This is a genomic window from Kitasatospora sp. NPDC002543 (genome assembly GCF_053594915.1).
Genome location: NZ_JBSFWR010000045.1, coordinates 19,099 through 34,866 on the forward strand (window position 1 = coordinate 19,099; position 15,768 = coordinate 34,866).

General features: G+C 74.6%; 11 protein-coding genes. 6 read left to right on the forward strand and 5 right to left on the reverse strand.

Going from position 1 to position 15,768, the window contains the following annotated elements; translation table 11 throughout:
* Positions 1 to 77: 77 nt before the first annotated feature.
* From ACWD4P_RS20245 to ACWD4P_RS20255, 3 genes are all read right to left on the reverse strand, one after another.
* The gene (locus tag ACWD4P_RS20245) at positions 78 to 347 is read right to left on the reverse strand and encodes a hypothetical protein (RefSeq protein WP_359818021.1); all 270 of its coding nucleotides are present in this window, start codon (positions 345 to 347) and stop codon (positions 78 to 80) included.
* 276 nt (positions 348 to 623) lie between these two features.
* Positions 624 to 4,340 carry an endonuclease/exonuclease/phosphatase family protein gene (locus ACWD4P_RS20250; protein WP_449780462.1) on the reverse strand — a complete coding sequence of 1,239 codons (3,717 nt, stop codon included), beginning with the start codon at positions 4,338 to 4,340 and terminating at the stop codon, positions 624 to 626.
* A gap of 140 nt (positions 4,341 to 4,480) precedes the next feature.
* Positions 4,481 to 4,930, reverse strand: coding sequence for a peptidase inhibitor family I36 protein (locus ACWD4P_RS20255; RefSeq protein WP_449780463.1), 450 nt, complete (start codon positions 4,928 to 4,930; stop codon positions 4,481 to 4,483).
* A gap of 348 nt (positions 4,931 to 5,278) precedes the next feature.
* Here ACWD4P_RS20255 and ACWD4P_RS20260 point away from each other — a divergent pair, with 348 nt between their 5' ends.
* Complete coding sequence (locus tag ACWD4P_RS20260; RefSeq protein ID WP_449780464.1) at positions 5,279 to 8,140, forward strand: AAA family ATPase; 2,862 nt, start codon at positions 5,279 to 5,281, stop codon at positions 8,138 to 8,140.
* 322 nt (positions 8,141 to 8,462) lie between these two features.
* Here ACWD4P_RS20260 and ACWD4P_RS20265 read toward each other — a convergent pair whose 3' ends face one another.
* A complete protein-coding gene (locus ACWD4P_RS20265; protein WP_449780465.1) occupies positions 8,463 to 8,729 on the reverse strand; it encodes a hypothetical protein in 267 nt (88 codons plus the stop codon).
* Between the two features lie 173 nt (positions 8,730 to 8,902).
* On the opposite strand from ACWD4P_RS20265, the gene ACWD4P_RS20270 reads away from it, so the two are divergent.
* Both ACWD4P_RS20270 and ACWD4P_RS20275 read left to right on the forward strand, forming a co-directional pair.
* A complete protein-coding gene (locus ACWD4P_RS20270; RefSeq protein WP_449780466.1) occupies positions 8,903 to 10,123 on the forward strand; it encodes a sensor histidine kinase in 1,221 nt (406 codons plus the stop codon).
* Positions 10,120 to 10,800 (forward strand): response regulator transcription factor, encoded by a 681-nt coding sequence (locus ACWD4P_RS20275; protein ID WP_359818037.1) that lies wholly within the window; start codon positions 10,120 to 10,122, stop codon positions 10,798 to 10,800. Before ACWD4P_RS20270 ends, ACWD4P_RS20275 begins: the two co-directional genes overlap by 4 nt.
* A gap of 154 nt (positions 10,801 to 10,954) precedes the next feature.
* Here ACWD4P_RS20275 and ACWD4P_RS20280 read toward each other — a convergent pair whose 3' ends face one another.
* Positions 10,955 to 12,367 (reverse strand): amidase, encoded by a 1,413-nt coding sequence (locus tag ACWD4P_RS20280; RefSeq protein ID WP_449780467.1) that lies wholly within the window; start codon positions 12,365 to 12,367, stop codon positions 10,955 to 10,957.
* Between the two features lie 142 nt (positions 12,368 to 12,509).
* Between ACWD4P_RS20280 and ACWD4P_RS20285 the strand changes: the two genes are divergently transcribed.
* The 3 genes from ACWD4P_RS20285 to ACWD4P_RS20295 all read left to right on the forward strand — a co-directional run bounded on the left by ACWD4P_RS20285 (position 12,510) and on the right by ACWD4P_RS20295 (position 15,729).
* Entirely contained in the window at positions 12,510 to 13,139 is a 630-nt protein-coding gene (locus tag ACWD4P_RS20285; protein ID WP_449780468.1) for a TetR/AcrR family transcriptional regulator, read from the forward strand.
* Positions 13,140 to 13,304: 165 nt separating this feature from the next.
* A complete protein-coding gene (aroA, locus tag ACWD4P_RS20290) occupies positions 13,305 to 14,552 on the forward strand; it encodes a 3-phosphoshikimate 1-carboxyvinyltransferase (RefSeq protein WP_449780469.1) in 1,248 nt (415 codons plus the stop codon).
* A gap of 157 nt (positions 14,553 to 14,709) precedes the next feature.
* On the forward strand, positions 14,710 to 15,729 hold the full coding sequence (locus tag ACWD4P_RS20295; protein WP_449780470.1) for an RNA ligase family protein: 1,020 nt from the start codon (positions 14,710 to 14,712) through the stop codon (positions 15,727 to 15,729).
* The last annotated feature ends 39 nt before the right edge of the window (positions 15,730 to 15,768 follow it).

Below are 15,768 nucleotides of genomic sequence, written 5' to 3' on the forward strand. Positions count from 1 at the left end.
GGCCGTTGTGTCACTCCGGGAACCGGATCGTGGCGGCCCCGCTCCGGGACCTCACCGCTCCGGGCCTGCGGGGACCGTCACTCGGCGCTCCACGTGGCGCCCGAGCCGGTGAACGAGCCGGTGACGCCCGTGTCGTCGGCGTAGGTCCAGGCGGTGGCGTGCGACAGACCGTCGGGGCTGACGGAGGACTGGTTGGCGCCGAAGCCGGCGCCGTTCTGGTTGGCGGTGAAGAAGCCCTGGCCGAAGCTCGCGTCCAGGCCCTCGGTGGCCGAGGCCAGGCCGGCGCAGCCGATCACGAGCGGGGTGGTGAGGGCGGCGACGGCCAGGACACGCTTGACAGCACGCATGATGGTTCTCTCCGTGGAGTTCGAGATCAGAAGTGGCGGCACCCGGTCGGTCCCGCCTGAACCAGCCAGCCACGGGCCGCCACCCCCCGCAAGCGATGCCGCCATCCGAACAGACCTCACGGGCTGTCAGACACACCGTGCCGACCTGCGGAAATGACCGATCGGGCGACATCCCGGCAAGGTCGTTCGGGCGGAGCAGGCGCCCCGCCGGACCCGAGGCGGCCGGCCGGTCGATCCGAGGACCGGCCGGCCGCCTGGCTCACCGGTGCGGGCGGGTCACCGGCTGGCGACCAGGAACCTCCAGTGGAGCCTGGGCGCGGAGGAACCGGGCCCGCTGAGCACCGCCACGTCCGACGTCGCGTTCCTGGTGAGGTCCAGGTGGTCCGTCGCGGTCGTGTGGTTGGTCAGCAGGGGCCCGTCCGGGCCGTCGGGCGTGGTGCACCACAGGTAGCCGTCGTCGTTGGGCCGGAAGGCGCCCATCGAGACCGTGTCGCCGTTCCGTGGATCCCGCGGGTGGGTCGCGGTCGAGTTGACGTACTGCCCGCCCCTGACCAGGTAGAAGCAGTTGTCGCTGCCGCTGGGCCCCGCGGAGATCGTGCTGAACTGCTGGGTGGAGCTCCCCTGGACGTACGGCGCCAGGAAGACCGGGAAGGGTGCCGACGCCTGGTCGTTGACCGCGAGCGCCGACGAGGAACCGGCGTTCGTCGAGACGATCTGGTTGAGGCCGGCGGCCTCACGGGGGTCCTGGAAGAACCAGCGTTGGGCGGTCGAGCCGTCCTCGTCGCGGCCCGCCACGGCCTGCCCCGGGCCGAGGGTCGTGAGGAACTGGTGGGTGTAGTAGTTCTGCAGGGTGAAGGTGCCGTCGCCCTGGTAGACCGGTGCCCAGAGCTGGTCGACCGCCGGGCTCCCCCACAGCACCACCCGGGAGTCGCGGCGTCCGCCCTCCTGGCCCAGGTATCCGCCGGCGAAGGGCGCGTACGGGTGGAACAGGCGGTAGTAGCCGGGGTACTCCGGGTCCGGCGTCAGGCTGAGCACCTGCGACTGGATGGCGGCCCGGTCGATCGGCTGGTCGGTGACCGCGTTGTCGTTCCGGCCGGCCGGACCGGCCACGTTGGTGGTGGCGGCGCTGCGCAGCAGGATCTGGTTCGGTACCGGCGGGGCCGTCACCTGCCCGACCGTCGGCGCGTTCGGCAGGCCGCCGACTTCGTACAGGACGGGATAGTGGTCCGACGAGTCGATGGGGACCCGGAGCGCTCCGGTGACGTTGACTCGCTGGCGGACCGGAGTGGCGGCGTAGTCGAGGATCCTGCGGCCGTTGGGGGCGGCGATCCGGTCCACCGGGTGCGTGGGTTGGGTCTGGGCGTGGATGCGGAACGACCCCAGGACCGCGCCCTGCAGGTTGTCCGGAAGGCGGTTGTAGTCGCCCAGCGCGACCCACGGCAGGCCGCCGGCGGCCGTCATCTGGTCCTGGATGATGGACAGGAGCTGCGGGTCGTCGCTGCCGCGGCCGCCCGAGCTTCCGTGGACCGAGTAGTAGACGACGCCGTCGACGTTGACGCCGAGCGCGGGCCGGGAGTCCCAGCCGTCGGTGATGATGGCCTCGCGGGTGGTGTAGACGCTGTCCCGGTCGACCCTGCTACGGCTGAAGACGGCCAGGTTGACCCGGCCGAACGTCTCGGGGCTGGTGTCCGTGTGCAGCCAGTACAGCCATCCCGTCGTTCGGCTGCCGCTCCCGATCCGGTACTCCCGGACCGGGATCCTGAAGGTGCGGCTGTCGACCCACTGGGTGTTGGGCGTGAGGATCTCCTGGACGAACGTGGCACCGCCGGGCGGCGCTCCGGCCTCCTGCAGGGCGATGACGTCGGCCCGGTTGTTGGCGAACAGCCGGGGCAGATCGTTGGTGTACCGGCTGCCGTTGCCCTCGGGGGTGTTCGCGCCCTGCATGTTCCAGGTGGCCACCCGGCGGCTGTGGTTGTCGCGGGGGACGAGCCCGCCGGTGTCCGCGAGGAAGAGCGACGGGCGGCTGCCCACGTCGACGGGCACCACGCCCTGGCCGGTGTAGTCCAGGGTCTCCCGGCCGGTCCAGTCGGGGATGTTCTGGCCGCCCTGGGCCAGGGGACGGAAGCGGCTCGGGTCGTCGTCGGCGGAGCCGAACTGGTAGGCGGTGCCGGTCCGGCTGCCGTACGGCGCGTACGGCTCGAACGGTCCGCCCGGCGTCGCCTGCTTGACCATCGTGTTGTCGTAGAAGACGTTCTGCGGGCCCGAGGAGCCCGACCACTTGACCGCCTTGGGGCCGGCCGCCCACCAGACCGGATACCAGGTGCCCTCGTCGATCTCGCCGCCCTCACCGCCGCAGTTGGTCTGGCAGCTGCCCGAGCGGTGCTCGTACGGGACCCGCAGGGTGTTCTGCTCGAAGAGGTTGTCGTGTTCCCAACCGCCGTGCAGGTTCAGGTCCGAGTCGAGGTCGTTGCGGAAGGCGACGTTGCCGCTGGCCGACCACTGGAAGGTGAAGTGGCGCAGGTTGCGGCTGAGGTTGTAGGCGTACAGCGAGTCCCACACGCGGCTGCCGCGCAGGTAGCCGTTGCCGCCCTTGCCCTTGTTCCACGCGCCGTCGAAGCTGTTGCGTTCGATCTGGAGGTTGCGGGCGTCCTCGGTGACGATCGGGTGCGAGCCCGTCATCTCGGCCTTCAGCCCGCGCGCCCAGTCGTTGGCGGCCCACTTGAAGACGATGCCGTGCATCGCGTACTCGGGCGCCATGTTGCCGTAGTTGTGGACGGCCTGGCCGGGGGTGAGGGAGTAGGTGCCGCCGCCGAGCTTCGGCAGGCCGTTCATGTCCTGGGTGAAGGCGAAGTCCTCGAAGCCGACGCCCTGGACCACCTTCAGCGGGGTGACCTTGCTCGCGTACGGCTTGTCCCCCAGCGCGGGGGAGCCGTCCGAGGTGGAGTCGACCGGCAGGTCCCACTCCAGCGGACGGTCCAGGGTGACCGTCTTGGCGGCGCCGTCGAAGCCGGTGACCCGGAACATCTGCTGGCGCATGTGCAGGTTGTCCATCTGGCTGCGGTCGGAGACGCCCTGCTGCTCGTAGAACTTGACGCTGTTGGCCGCGCCCACCCAGACGTAGCCGCCGAGGGAGAACTTCTTCATGTCGGCCTTGGCATCCAGCTGGACGGTGTTCTGGCCCTGGCGGGCCGCGTAGCCCGGGTCGGCGGCCGCCGCCGCCACCTTGATGCCGGAGGCCCAGTGCTGGTTGACGCTGCCCTCGAAGATGTCCTTGCGGTTCGCGGGTGCCGCCGCCCAGTCGTCCTGGTAGCGGTCCGCGATGTCCCGGGTCTGCACCCGGAACAGGCCGCGGCCCGGCCAGATCCAGCCGCCGGTACCGACGTCGCTGCCGCTGCCGGCCTTCATGCTGTCCTGGTCCCAGCGGCCGTTGACCAGGGTGTCGTAGCGGGTGTTCTCGTCCGGCCGGAACACCAGCCGGGTGCCGCCGTCGCCGGAGCCCTGGCCGCGCAGGACCAGGTAGTCGGCGTCGACGTAGACCTGCCGGGAGACGTCGATCCGACCGGCCGGCAGGGAGATCAGCGACAGCCGGTTGAAGTTGGCGTTCGGCGAGCAGACGGCCTTGACGTCGTCGATCGCCTTCTGCAGGCCGGTGGTGTCGTCGACCCCGTCGTTCGCCTTCACACCGTACTTGGCGGCGAGCACGTCCGGGGTGATCCGGCAGCCGGCGTCGTCGGTGAGGTCGCCGTCACCGGGCAGCGACTGGCCGCCCCGGAAACCGACGCGCGACCAGTCCGGCATGCCGGGGGGCGGAGGGGTGCGGTTGGCGAAGCTCAGGTCGGGGCCCTCGGCGCCGGGGCCGGCCGTCACCGGTGCGGCGGCCGCGGCCGCTTCGAAGGCGGGCGAGGCTGAGGCCGGGGCCGAGGCGAGTGCGGGCAGGGTGAGGGAGAGCAGCAGGCCGGACAGGAGCGCGGCTGCCGGTCGTCGTCGTTTCACGGGACTTCCTCCGTGTCGTCGGATGGCTCCGGCGGTGGGGCGGGAGCGGGGAGGGCGCACGGCGGCGCCCCCGGCCCCTTGACGGGTGCCGGGGGCGGTGGGGTGGGCCACAGGCCGCACCCCGGAACCGGAGCCGCTTGTCACGGGCACCAGAACTGGAGCGAGGAGATCCGGTCGTTGACGTAGTACTTGGAGGTGCCGGTGCCGTAGTCACCCGTCGCGCCCCAGTGCCACGTCTCCGTGTAGTCCAGGTCGGACGGGTGGAGCTCGCCGTAGGGGTCGTCCATGAACTTGACCGAGCACTGCGAGTTGTTGATCCAGGACGACACCTGGTTGTCGGCGATCTCCCCGTTCAGGAAGTGGACCGAGTGGAGCCGCACGATCGCCGCGTTGCCGCCGGCCGGAGGAGGCGTGACGATCGCCTTCGAGCCCGTGCCCCCCTCGTGCTGGTAGAGGCAGAGCGCCCACGCCGGGCAGCCGTCGTAGGGCGGGTTCGCGGCGGCGGCCGGGCTCGCCGCGGAGAGCAGTGCCGCGCCGGCCAGCGCGGTCGCGACGGCGGCGGTCCTGAGTCGGAGTGAGGTGAGGAACACGGGCAACTCGCTTTCCGGGGCGGCGTGTTTCGCCGGGGAGTCGGGGAACTGCTTTCCACTCTCTTCGACCGGGGTGCTTCCGCGCATCGGTCATTCGACTGCACGGAGCGGACGGCCGATCGCATCCGTGCAGGTCGGGGCATAAGTCATGCGGCGGACCGGCAGTGTGACCGACGCCGCGGCGAGCGGCCGAAAATGGACCGGAAAGTCCGGAAATTGACGAGCTGTTTACCGTCATAATGGGGAATGGCCGGAGGTGTTCACGACCGTACCGAGGGGATTCCCTCCCGGGAAGTCCGCTTCGGGGTGGGGTGGCGGCAGGAATTGTTCGGGAGGGGAACGACTGTGGTGGGCGGCGGCCGCGGCGGCGGCGGTGGGCCGGTCGGGCCCGGGGTCGGGGGCCTGCCGCTGGTCGGCCGGGACGAGGACGTGAAGGTGCTCCGGGAGCGGCTCGGCCTCGGCGCCGGTGGCGGGGCACTGCTGGTGGCCGGACAGGCCGGCATCGGCAAGAGCGCCGTCCTGGACGCGGTCGCCGCCGCCGCGCTCGGCGACGGCGCCCAGGTGCTCAGGGCCTCGGGCGTGGAGTTCGAGGCCGACTGCGGCTACTCGGGCCTCAACCAGATCCTCTTCCCGCACCTGGGGGCCCTGGAACACCTCGACGCCGTGCTGCGCGACGCCCTGCGCGTGGTGCTCGGCTTCGACAGCGGCCCGCCGCCCGGGCAGCTCCTCGTCTCCAACGCCGTCCTGCGGCTGCTCCAGACCGTGGCCGGCGGGCAGCCGCTGCTGCTCGTCGTCGACGACCTGCACTGGGTCGACCCGGCCAGCACCGCCGTGCTCGGCTTCGTCGCCCGGCGGGTGACCGGCCTGGGCGTCGGCTTCGTGGCCGCGACGCGCTCCGGCGAGCTGGGCCCCCGGGAGCGCGACGCCTTCCCCACGTACGAACTCCCGCCCCTCGACGACGAGTCGGCGGCCCGGCTGCTCGCCGAGCGGTTCCCTGGCCTCGGGCGCGGAGCGCGCCGAAGGCTGCTCGCCGAAGCGGGCGGCAACCCGCTGGCACTGCTGGAACTGCCGCCCGCCGTACCGCCAGCCGCCTCCGCCGAATGGCCGGCCGTGCCGCCGCTCAGCAGCCGGCTGGAGACACTGTTCGGCACCCGGATCGCCCGGCTGCCCGCCGGCTCCCGGCACCTGCTGCTGCTCGCGGCCCTGGAGGGCACCGGCGACCTGGGCGTGCTCCAGGCGGCCGCCCGCCGCTCCGAGGGCGGGTACGGCCTGGACGACCTCGCCCCGGTGGAGCGCGACCGGCTGGTGGACATCGAGGAGGGCGAACAGAGGCTGAGGTTCCGCCACCCGCTCATCCGCTCGGCCATGGTGCTCCACGCCCTGAGCGGCGAACGGCGCGCCGCGCACGCGGCCCTCGCGCAGGCCCTCGCGGACCAGCCCGAACGCCACGCCTGGCACCTGGGCGAAGCGACCCTGGAACCCGACGAGGAGGTCGCCGCCCTGCTGGAGCACGCCGCCGGCCTCACCCTGCGGCGCGGCGACGCGGCCGGGGCCATGCGGACCCTGGTCCGGGCGGCCGCCCTCTCCCCGGAAGGGCCCCACCGCGGCCGCCGGCTCGCCGAGGCGGCCTACCTGGGGGCCGAGTCCACCGGGGCCCTGTCCAGTGCCCGCCGGCTTCTCGACGACGCCCGGCAGGCCGCCCCGGAAGGTGAGGACTCCCTGCACTCGGCCACCGCGTCGGCCCTGCTCGTGCTCAACGGGGCCGGGGCCGGGGACACGGCCGGCCGGGGCGCGGCGGGTGGGCACGGCGACGTGGCCACCGCCCACCGGCTGCTGACCACCGCCATCGAGTCCGCGGCCGGCGCCCACCGGTACCGCTCCGAGGACAAGGCGCTCGTCGACGCCCTGCACGTCCTCGCGGTGATCTGCTTCTTCGGGGCCAGGCCCGAGCTGTGGGACTCCTACCACCGGGCCGTGCGGCGCCTCACCCCCGAGCCGCCGGCCATCCTGACCGTCCTGGGCCGCACCTTCTCCGACCCCGCCCGGACCGGGGCGGCGGCGCACGGCCAACTCGACGCCCTCATCGCATCGATGACCTCGGCCGGGGAGGCCGACCCGGTGCTGGTCACCCGGGTCGGCACCGGCGCCCTCTACCTCGACCGCCTCGGCGAGGTCCGCGACGCGGCCTGGCAGGTGGTGCGGACCGGGCGGGAGGGCGGTCCGGCCCGGCGCTTCCTCTCCTCGCTCATCCACCTGTGCCTGGATGACTACCTCACCGGACGGTGGGACGAGGCGCTCCACCTCGCCGACGAGGGCCTGCGGGCCTGCGAGGACCACGGCTACCGCGCCTTCGCCTGGTACTTCCTCTACGTCAGGTCCATCGTCCTCGGCGCCCGCGGCCGCACCGACGAGAGTCTCGCGACGGCCGGCTGCGTCATCGACTGGGCCGCCCGCCACGGCGCCCCCTGCGCCGCGCACTACGCCCACCAGGCCGCGGCCGTGGCCGCCCTGGGCCGCGGGGACTTCGCGCTCGCCTACCGGCACGCCGAAGCCGTCAGCCCCGCCGGCACCCTGGCCCCGCATGTCCCGCACGCGCTCTGGGCAGCCGCTCACCTCGTCGAGGCCGGCGTCCGCAGCGACCGCCGCGCGGAGGCCGCCGCCCACGTCCGGGCCATGCGGGAGGCCGGCCTCGGCTCCGTGTCCTCCCGGCACGCCATGCTGGTGGAGGCGTCGGACGCCCTGTGCACCGAGGACGACCAGGAGGCCCTGCGGCTGTTCGCCCTCGCCCTGGCCACCCCCGGCGGCGAGCGGTGGCGCTTCGACCACGCCCGGGTCCGGCTCGCCCACGGCGAACGGCTGCGCAGGGCCCGGATCGGCGCCGAGGCCAGGGCCCAACTCGGCGCCGCACTCGCTGTGTTCGAGGAGCTCGGGGCCCGGCCGTGGGCCGAGCGGGCGCGGAACGAGCTGAAGTCGGCGGGCTGGAGCCGGCCCCGGCCCGACGCGGCGAACGCCCACGGGCTGAGCGCCCAGAAGCTGGAGGTCGCCCGGCTCGCCGCCTCCGGACTCACCAACAAGCAGATCGCCGAACGGCTGTTCATCTCGCACCGGACGGTCGGGGCGCACCTGTACCAGATCTACGAGAAGCTCGGCATCACCTCCCGGACGATGCTGCGCGACGCGCTCGGGCCGGTGGAGCCGGGGCGGAGCTGATCACGGCCGGCCGAACGGCCGGCCGGTCCTCGGGCCGGCCGCCGCGGCCGTGGGGGGCCGGGCCGAGCAGTAGGGCGGCGGCGGCCGTCGCGGCCGTCGCGACGGCTCCGCGGGAGGTGGGGGAACCAGCCATGCGGAAACTCCTGTCTCGTCAACGCGCTGATGGATCACGAGAGTTGGTGCTGTGTTCGGTGCGGGTCGGTCGGGTTTCGGCTCCGGTGGCCCGGTCTCTTCCACCGTCGGTTCGCCGGCAGGGCGATCCGTGAAACTGCCGGATTCCGTCGGCTCCTCCGCGCGCGGCCGTCGGCCCGCGCCGGGGCGGCTACCGGCCCGCGGCCCCCGGGCCGCCGCCACCGCCGGTGCCGCTGCCGGTGCCACCGCGGGGGCCCCGGATGTGCACGGTGAAGGAGGCCAGGCCGGGGGGAGGGGCCCAGGCCCCGGAGGCCCGGACGGACACCCGGTAGCGGTGCGGACCGTCGTCCCGCTGCGCGGGTGCGGCCTGGGCGGCCGTCGCGGCCAGCGCGGTGAGGGTGGAGGCGGCGGCGGTGGCCAACAGGCCTTGTCGGAAGAGCTTTTGATTGATCGTCATTCATGCGATCGTCTGGAACTCGGGAGATGTGGAGGCGGCTTCCGGTCGGATTCATGCGAACGAGTGGTCGCGTTCCGGCCGAATACGGGCCGGTCACGGCGGGTGGGAGCGTTCGGAGATCCTCCCTCGATCGGGGGAGGATCAGGGCGGAAGGGCCCCTGATACTGGCGAGCATGATCAAGGGAATGCGATTGCTGCTGCGCAGGTCGACGTACACGGGAGTGCTGTTCGCGGTGCTCGGAGCTCTGGCCGGACTGCCGGTGGCGGTGGTGGCACTCGGGCTGACGCTCGGGCTGGACGGCCGGCCGGAGGCCGCCTGGGTGGGACTGCCGGTGTGGGCCCTGCTGCTCGCGGCGGCCGGGCTGCCGCGGGTCGTGCGCCGGGTGCTCGCGGCGGGTGCGCGGCGGCTGCTGGGTGTCGCGGTGCCCGACCCGGTGAAGGGCGCCGCCACGGAGCGGTGGCGGACACCGCTGTTCGTCGTCGCGCACGTCGCGCTGGGATGGACGGTGCTGATCGGCGGCAGCACGCTGCTGGTGATGGGCGTGGCCCTGCCGGGCAGCTGGGCGGACGGCAAGGCGAGGGTCAGCCTCTTCGGCTGGGGCACCGAGCTGACGGGCGTCTCGGCCTGGATCGTGGCGGTGCTCTGCCTGGCCCTCGCGGCGGTGCTGCTCGCGGCCGTGTCGAGCACACTGCGGTGGCTGGCACCCCGACTGCTCGGCCCCTCGCCCGCCGAACGGCTCGCGATGGCCGCCGAACGGGAGCGGCTGCTGGCCGAACGCAACCGGCTGGCCCACGAACTGCACGACTCGATCGGGCACACCCTGACCGCCGCCACCATCCAGGCGGCCGTCGCGGGCGAGGTACTGACCGCCGACCCGGTGGCGGCGCGGGCCGCCATGCGCAGCATCGAGGAGTCCACCCGGGCCGCGCTGGAGGACCTCGACTACGTGCTCGGCGTGCTGCGCGAGGAGGAATCGGGCACCGCGCCGACCCGCACCCTCACCGACCTGCCCGAACTGCTCGACCGGCTGCGGCACGCCGGCGCGGTCGTCGTGCCCCGCACCACCGGGGACCTGGAACTGGTGCAGGGCACGCTCTCCCGGGCCGCCTACCGGATCGTCCAGGAGGGCCTGACCAACGCGCTGCGGCACGGCGCCGGCGGGCCGATCGACCTGCGGGTGGTGGCGGGGCCCGAGGAACTGGAGCTCAGCGTGGTCAACGGGGTGGGCGCCGGAGCGGCCGGCCCGGGCGCGAGCGGCTTCCCGACCTCCGGCCACGGCCTGCCCGGCCTCGCCGAGCGGGTGCGGCTGCTGCACGGCGAGTTCGAGGCCGGGCCGTACGGCGACGGGCAGTGGCGGCTGGCGGTCCGGCTGCCGGTGCGGCGGTCCGCGTGAGCGGCGGCGATCCCGGGGCGCCCGAGGTCACCCTCCTGATCGCCGACGACGACCCCGTCACCCGCAGCGGCCTGGGCACCCTGCTGGGTGCCCAGCCGGGCATCACGGTGGTCGGTACGGCCGCCGACGGCGTCGACGTGGTCGAACGGGTCCGGGCGCTGCGGCCCGACGTGGTGCTGATGGACGTCCGGATGCCGCGCCGCAACGGCATCGAGGCGACCCGCGAACTGCTGAAGGGGGCCGAGCCCCCCAAGGTCGTGGTGATCACCACCTTCGAGAACGACGGCTACGTCACCGCCGCGCTGAGCGCCGGGGCCAGCGGCTTCGTGCTGAAGCGGCGGCCCGTCCCGCAGATCGCCGAGGCGGTGCGGGTGGTGGCGGCCGGGGAGGCGGTGCTGTTCCCCGCCGCGCTGCGCCGGATGGTCGCCGCCAAACCGCTGGACTCGGCCGAGGCGCTGCCCCGCGCGGCGCTCACCGGGCGGGAGGAGGAGGTGCTGCGGCTGATGGCGACCGGGCTGTCCAACCCGGAGATCGCGCAGCTGATCTCGGTGAGCCAGGAGACGGTCAAGACGCACGTCGGCAACGTGCTGGGCAAGCTGGGCGCGCAGAACCGGACGCACGCGGTGGTGATCGCGTACGAGAGCGGGTTGGTGGTGCCGGGGCTGCCGGGGGCGTAGCGGGGGCGGCGGGCCGGCGGGGGAGCGGGTGGCGGGCGGTGGCGGGCGGCGTTCCCGGCCGGCCCGCTACGGTCGCGGGCCGGCCGGGTGCGCTACGGCCTCGGGGCGCTCGGGGCACTCGGGGCACTCGGGGCGCTTCGGACGTTCGTGGCCGTCACGGCCGCGGGTCGATCGGGGCGAGGGTGCCCAGGCGGTCCTCGACGGCCTGGGCGGCGGCCAGGCAGAGGTCCTCCCGGAAGGCGCGGCCGACGAGCTGGACGCCGGTGGGGAGGCCGTCCGGGTCGACACCGGTGGGGACGGCGACGGCCGGGACGCCGACGAAGCTGGTCACCGAGCAGAGCCGCATGGCCGAGGCGACCCGGTCGCGGCCGGCCTGGTCCCGGGACTCCAGGCCGGGTTCCACCGGCGGCTCGGTGAACACCGGGCCCAGCAGCAGCGGGTACGCCTGCAGGAACTCCGTCCAGGTGCGGCGGACGCCCATCCAGACGCTCATCAGCCGGAGCAGACCGGGGGCGTCCGCGGGCGGGGCGATGCGCATCGTCAGGTCGATGAAGCGGTCGCCGCCCTCGCCCAGCAGCTGCCGGACGGCCGGCCAGCTCGGCGCGAACTCGGTGTTGGTGAGGCGGTAGTAGGCGTCGAGCGCCTCGTCCAGCCGCGGGACGTCGGGAACCTCCCGGACGTCGTACCCGGCGTCGCGCAGCGCGTCGGCGGCCTCGGCGACGGCGCGGCGGACGGTGGGGTGGACGCCCCGGCCGCCCGGATCCGCGACGACGGCGACCCTGACCGGCGCGGCGACCGGCTCCCCGTACAGCGGGACGGGCACGGCGCGCGGGTCGCGCGGGTCGGTGCCCGCCAGCGTCTCGTAGGCGAGCCGCAGGTCGGCGACCGTCCGGGCCAGCGGGCCGTCGGTGACCAGGACCTGCGAGGCCGGTCCGGGGTCGTCCGGGCCGATCAGGCGCTGGTCGGCGGGGAAGCGGCCGGTGGTCGGCTTGAGGGCGGCGACCCCGTTGAAGGAGGCGGGGATGCGGGTCGAGCCGCCGGAGTCGTTGCCGAGCGCGAGCGGGGCCATCCCGGAGGCGACGGCCACGCCGTCCCCGCCGCTGGTGCCGCCGGGGGTGCGGTGCGGGTCCCAGGGGTTGAGGGTGTCGCCGTACAGCTCGCTGCGGGTGTGCATGCCGGCGAGGATCAGGGTCGGCAGGTTGCTGTGGCCGATCGGGATCGCCCCGGCCGCGCGCAGCCGGGCCACCGGGACGGCGTCGTCGGTGGCGACGTGGTCGCGGAAGCGCGGGGTGCCGAAGGTGGTGGGCACACCGGCGACGGGGGTGCACTCCTTCACGGTGAACGGCACGCCCGCGAGCGGGCCGAGCTCCTCGCCCGCGGCCCGGCGGCGGTCGGTGTCCCGGGCGGCCGAGCGGGCGCTGTCGGCGAGGAGCTGGGTGACGGCGTTCAGGCGGGGGTTGACCTCGGCGATCCGGGCCAGGTGGCCGTCCACCACGTCGAGCGCCGAGACCTCCCCGGCACGCACGGCGGTGGCGAGTTCGGTGGCGGTCCTGCTCCACACGGGCATGGCGGTTCTCCTCGGGTCGGTCCGGGGCGTCCGGATCTGCTCGGCTGTTCCGATCCGTTCCGATGCGGTCGCATCGGAACGGATCGAACCCTAGCCCGGGAACCGATACGCTTGCATCGAATAAATCGGAGGGAGACCGGAGATGCCCAAGCAGGTGGACCACGAGGACCGGCGCCGGCGGATCGCCGAAGCCGTCTGCCTGCTGGTGGACGAGCACGGACTGGAGGGCGTCACCCTGCGGGACGTCGCCACCCGGGCCGAGGTGTCGATGGGGGCCGTCCAGCGCTGCTTCCGCACCAAGGACGAGATGCTGCTGTTCGCGCTCGCCCACGTCGGCGAGCGGGTCGCCGAGCGGGTGCGGAACCGGCTCGCGGCCGGCCCCGCGCAGTCCGCGGCCGACGAACTCGGCCTGGTGGCGGGCGAGGTGGCGCTGCTGCGCGAGGAGCACCGGGCCGAGGCCAGGATCTGGCTCGCCTTCGTCGCCGGCGCCGCCGTCGACCCGGCGCTGGCGACGACCCTGCGGCGCAGCTACACGGCGCTGGAGGAGCTGCTGGTGCGACTGGTCACCCAGGCCGTCGGCGGCGCCGAGGCCGGCGGACCGGCGCTGGGCGGGCACGCCGGCGGCGGGGCGGTGGTGGCGCGGACCGAGGCCCGCACCCTGCTCGCGCTCGCCGACGGGCTCACCGCGCACGTGCTGGTCGGGCACCGGACGGTGACGGAGGCGGAGGAGGTCCTGCGCGCCCACCTGGCCGGGCTCTGGGCGCGCTGCTGAGCCCGGGGCCGGGCCGGGGCCGGCGCCCGGCCTTCGCCGGGAGTTGTCGCCTCCGTCGCCGTCCAGTCCGTGGAAGGCCCGCCGAACCGGCCGCACGGTGGGGCAGGATCGGGTCCGACGTCACCGAAAGACACCTGTCGGACACTCGTGTTGGGAGAGCCTGCCGTGACTGCCGTGGAGATCCCGGGGTCCAAGTCCATCACCGCCCGGGCCCTGTTCCTGGCCGCCGCCGCCGAGGGCGTGACCACCCTGCGCCGGCCGCTGTCCTCGGACGACACCGAGGGCTTCGTGCAGGGGCTGGACACCCTCGGCTACCGGATCGAGCGGACGGCCGGGGAGTGGCGGGTGGAGGGCCGCCCGGCCGGGCCCGCCGTGCCCGAGGCCGAGGTGTACTGCCGGGACGGCGCCACCACCGCGCGCTTCCTGCCCACCCTCGCCGCCGCCGGCCACGGCACCTACCGCTTCGACGCCTCCGCCCAGATGCGCCGCCGCCCCGTCGCCCCGCTCACCCGGGCACTGCGCGAGCTGGGCGTGGAGCTGCGGCACGGGGAGACCGAGGGGCACCACCCGCTGACGGTCGTCGCCGACGGCGTCCGCGGCGGTGAACTCACCCTGGACGCCGGGGAGTCCTCGCAGTACCTGACCGCGCTGCTGCTGCTCGGCCCGCTCACCCGGGACGGCCTGCGGATCACCGTCACCCGGCTGGTGTCCGCCCCGTACATCGGCATCACCCTGGCGATGATGCGCGACTTCGGCGTCGAGGTGAAGCGGGAACGGACCCCGGCCGGCGAGGTCTTCGAGGTGCCGTCCGGCGGATACCGGGCCGCCGACCACCCGATCGAGCCGGACGCCTCCACCGCGAGCTACTTCTTCGCCGCGGCCGCCCTGGCCGGCCGGGAGGTGACCGTCCCCGGCCTCGGCCGGGACGCGCTCCAGGGCGACCTGCGCTTCGTCGACGTGCTGCGGCGGATGGGCGCCCGGGTGGACATCGGCCGCGACCGCACCACCGTGGCCGGCGAGGGCCCGCTCGGCGGGATCACCGTCAACATGCGGGACATCTCCGACACCATGCCCACGCTCGCCGCCATCGCCCCGTTCGCCACCGGGCCGGTGCGGATCGAGGACGTCCACAACACCCGGGTCAAGGAGTGCGACCGGCTGGAGGCCTGCGCCGGCAACCTGCGCGCGATGGGCGTCACGGTGGCCACCGGGGACGACTGGATCGAGATCCGGCCCGGCACCCCGCGCCCGGTCGAGATCGCCACCCACTCCGACCACCGGATCGTGATGTCCTTCGCCGTCACCTCGCTGCGCACGCCCGGCATCACCTTCGACGACCCGGGCTGCGTGCGGAAGACCTTCCCGGGGTTCCACGAGGCCTTCGCCGAACTGCGGGCGGGCTGGGGGGTCTGACCCGGTCACGGGGGGCACCCCGCCACGGGCCGGGCGGGGCGCCCGCCGTGACGGGGGCCGGACCTGGGCGGGGTGCCCCGGCGCGTGGCGGGGCGCCGGCCGGCGGCCCGGGAATCCCGGTTGCCAGGCGGCGGGCCCGGCGGCGAGGATGCCGTTCGTGTCCGAGACGGTGTTCGAGACGGGGGCCGGCGGGCCCGAACTGCGGCCCTATCCGAAGATCCCCGGGCGCGGCCGCTCCGGCGGCCCCGGCAGCCGCGAGTGGACGGCGGCGGAGAAGGTGCACGGGGCGCACTTCGCCGTGGTCTGCGAGGGCGGCTCGGTGCGGGCCGCGAAGCGGCGTGAACTGCTGGACGACGAGGGGCTGGACGGCTTCTTCGGGGTGAGCCGGATCTGGCCCGAACTGTCCGTCGCGGCGGCCCGGTTCGCCGCCGCGGTGCGCCCGGATCCCGCCGCCGTGGTGACGGTCTACGGCGAACTGGCCGGCGGCCGCTACCCGCACCCCGAGGTGCCCGCCGTCCCCGGGGTCGACCCGGTCCAGACCGGCGTCTGGTACGCCCCCGGCCTGCGCTGGCTGCCGTTCGACGCCACCGTCGAGACGCCCGAGGGCCGCCGGTGGATCGCCGACCGCACGCTGCGCACCGCCGCACGGGCCGCCGGACTCACCTGCGTGCCCCTGCTCGGACACGGCCCGCTGAACACCCTGCACGACCTGCCGGTGCGCTACCCCACCCGGGTGCCCGCCCTGTTCGGCCTGCCCGAGCTGCCGGACAACCTCGCCGAGGGGTACGTCCTCAAACCGGCCGGCGAGTGGCCCGAGCCGGGCCCGGCCCGCCCGCTGGTGAAGGTGAAGCAGCGGGCCTTCGCCGAGGACGACCGCTACGACGGCGCCCGTCCGTACCTCCCGCCGCCGGAGGGCGCGGCGGGCGTCCCCGCCTGGCTCCTCGTCCAGGCCTCCGCGCTGCTCACTCCCGCCCGTGCCGCGGCCGCCGTCAGCAAGCTCGGCCCGCGCTCGGCCGCGGAGGCGGTGGCGGCGGAGATCGCGGCGGACGTGGCCGAGGAACTCGCCGACGCCCTGGGCGGTTTGGAGCCCGCCACGCTGTCCGCGCTGCGCCTGGCCCTGCGGCCCGGGGCGCACTCCCTGGCCGCCTTCGACGCCCAGGACCGGCGCGGCGCCTGACCGGCGCGGCGGGGCACGTGCGGCGGAGGCGGGCGGGGT

Bases quoted from the DNA above. Each gene is read 5' to 3' on its own strand.
- ACWD4P_RS20285 (WP_449780468.1), top strand. From the start codon at position 12,510: ATGCCCAAGCAGGTGGACCACGAGGACCGGCGCCGGCGGATCGCCGAA.
- ACWD4P_RS20265 (WP_449780465.1), bottom strand. From the start codon at position 8,729: ATGACGATCAATCAAAAGCTCTTCCGACAAGGCCTGTTGGCCACCGCC.
- ACWD4P_RS20280 (WP_449780467.1), bottom strand. From the start codon at position 12,367: ATGCCCGTGTGGAGCAGGACCGCCACCGAACTCGCCACCGCCGTGCGT.
- ACWD4P_RS20245 (WP_359818021.1), bottom strand. From the start codon at position 347: ATGCGTGCTGTCAAGCGTGTCCTGGCCGTCGCCGCCCTCACCACCCCG.
- ACWD4P_RS20270 (WP_449780466.1), top strand. From the start codon at position 8,903: ATGATCAAGGGAATGCGATTGCTGCTGCGCAGGTCGACGTACACGGGA.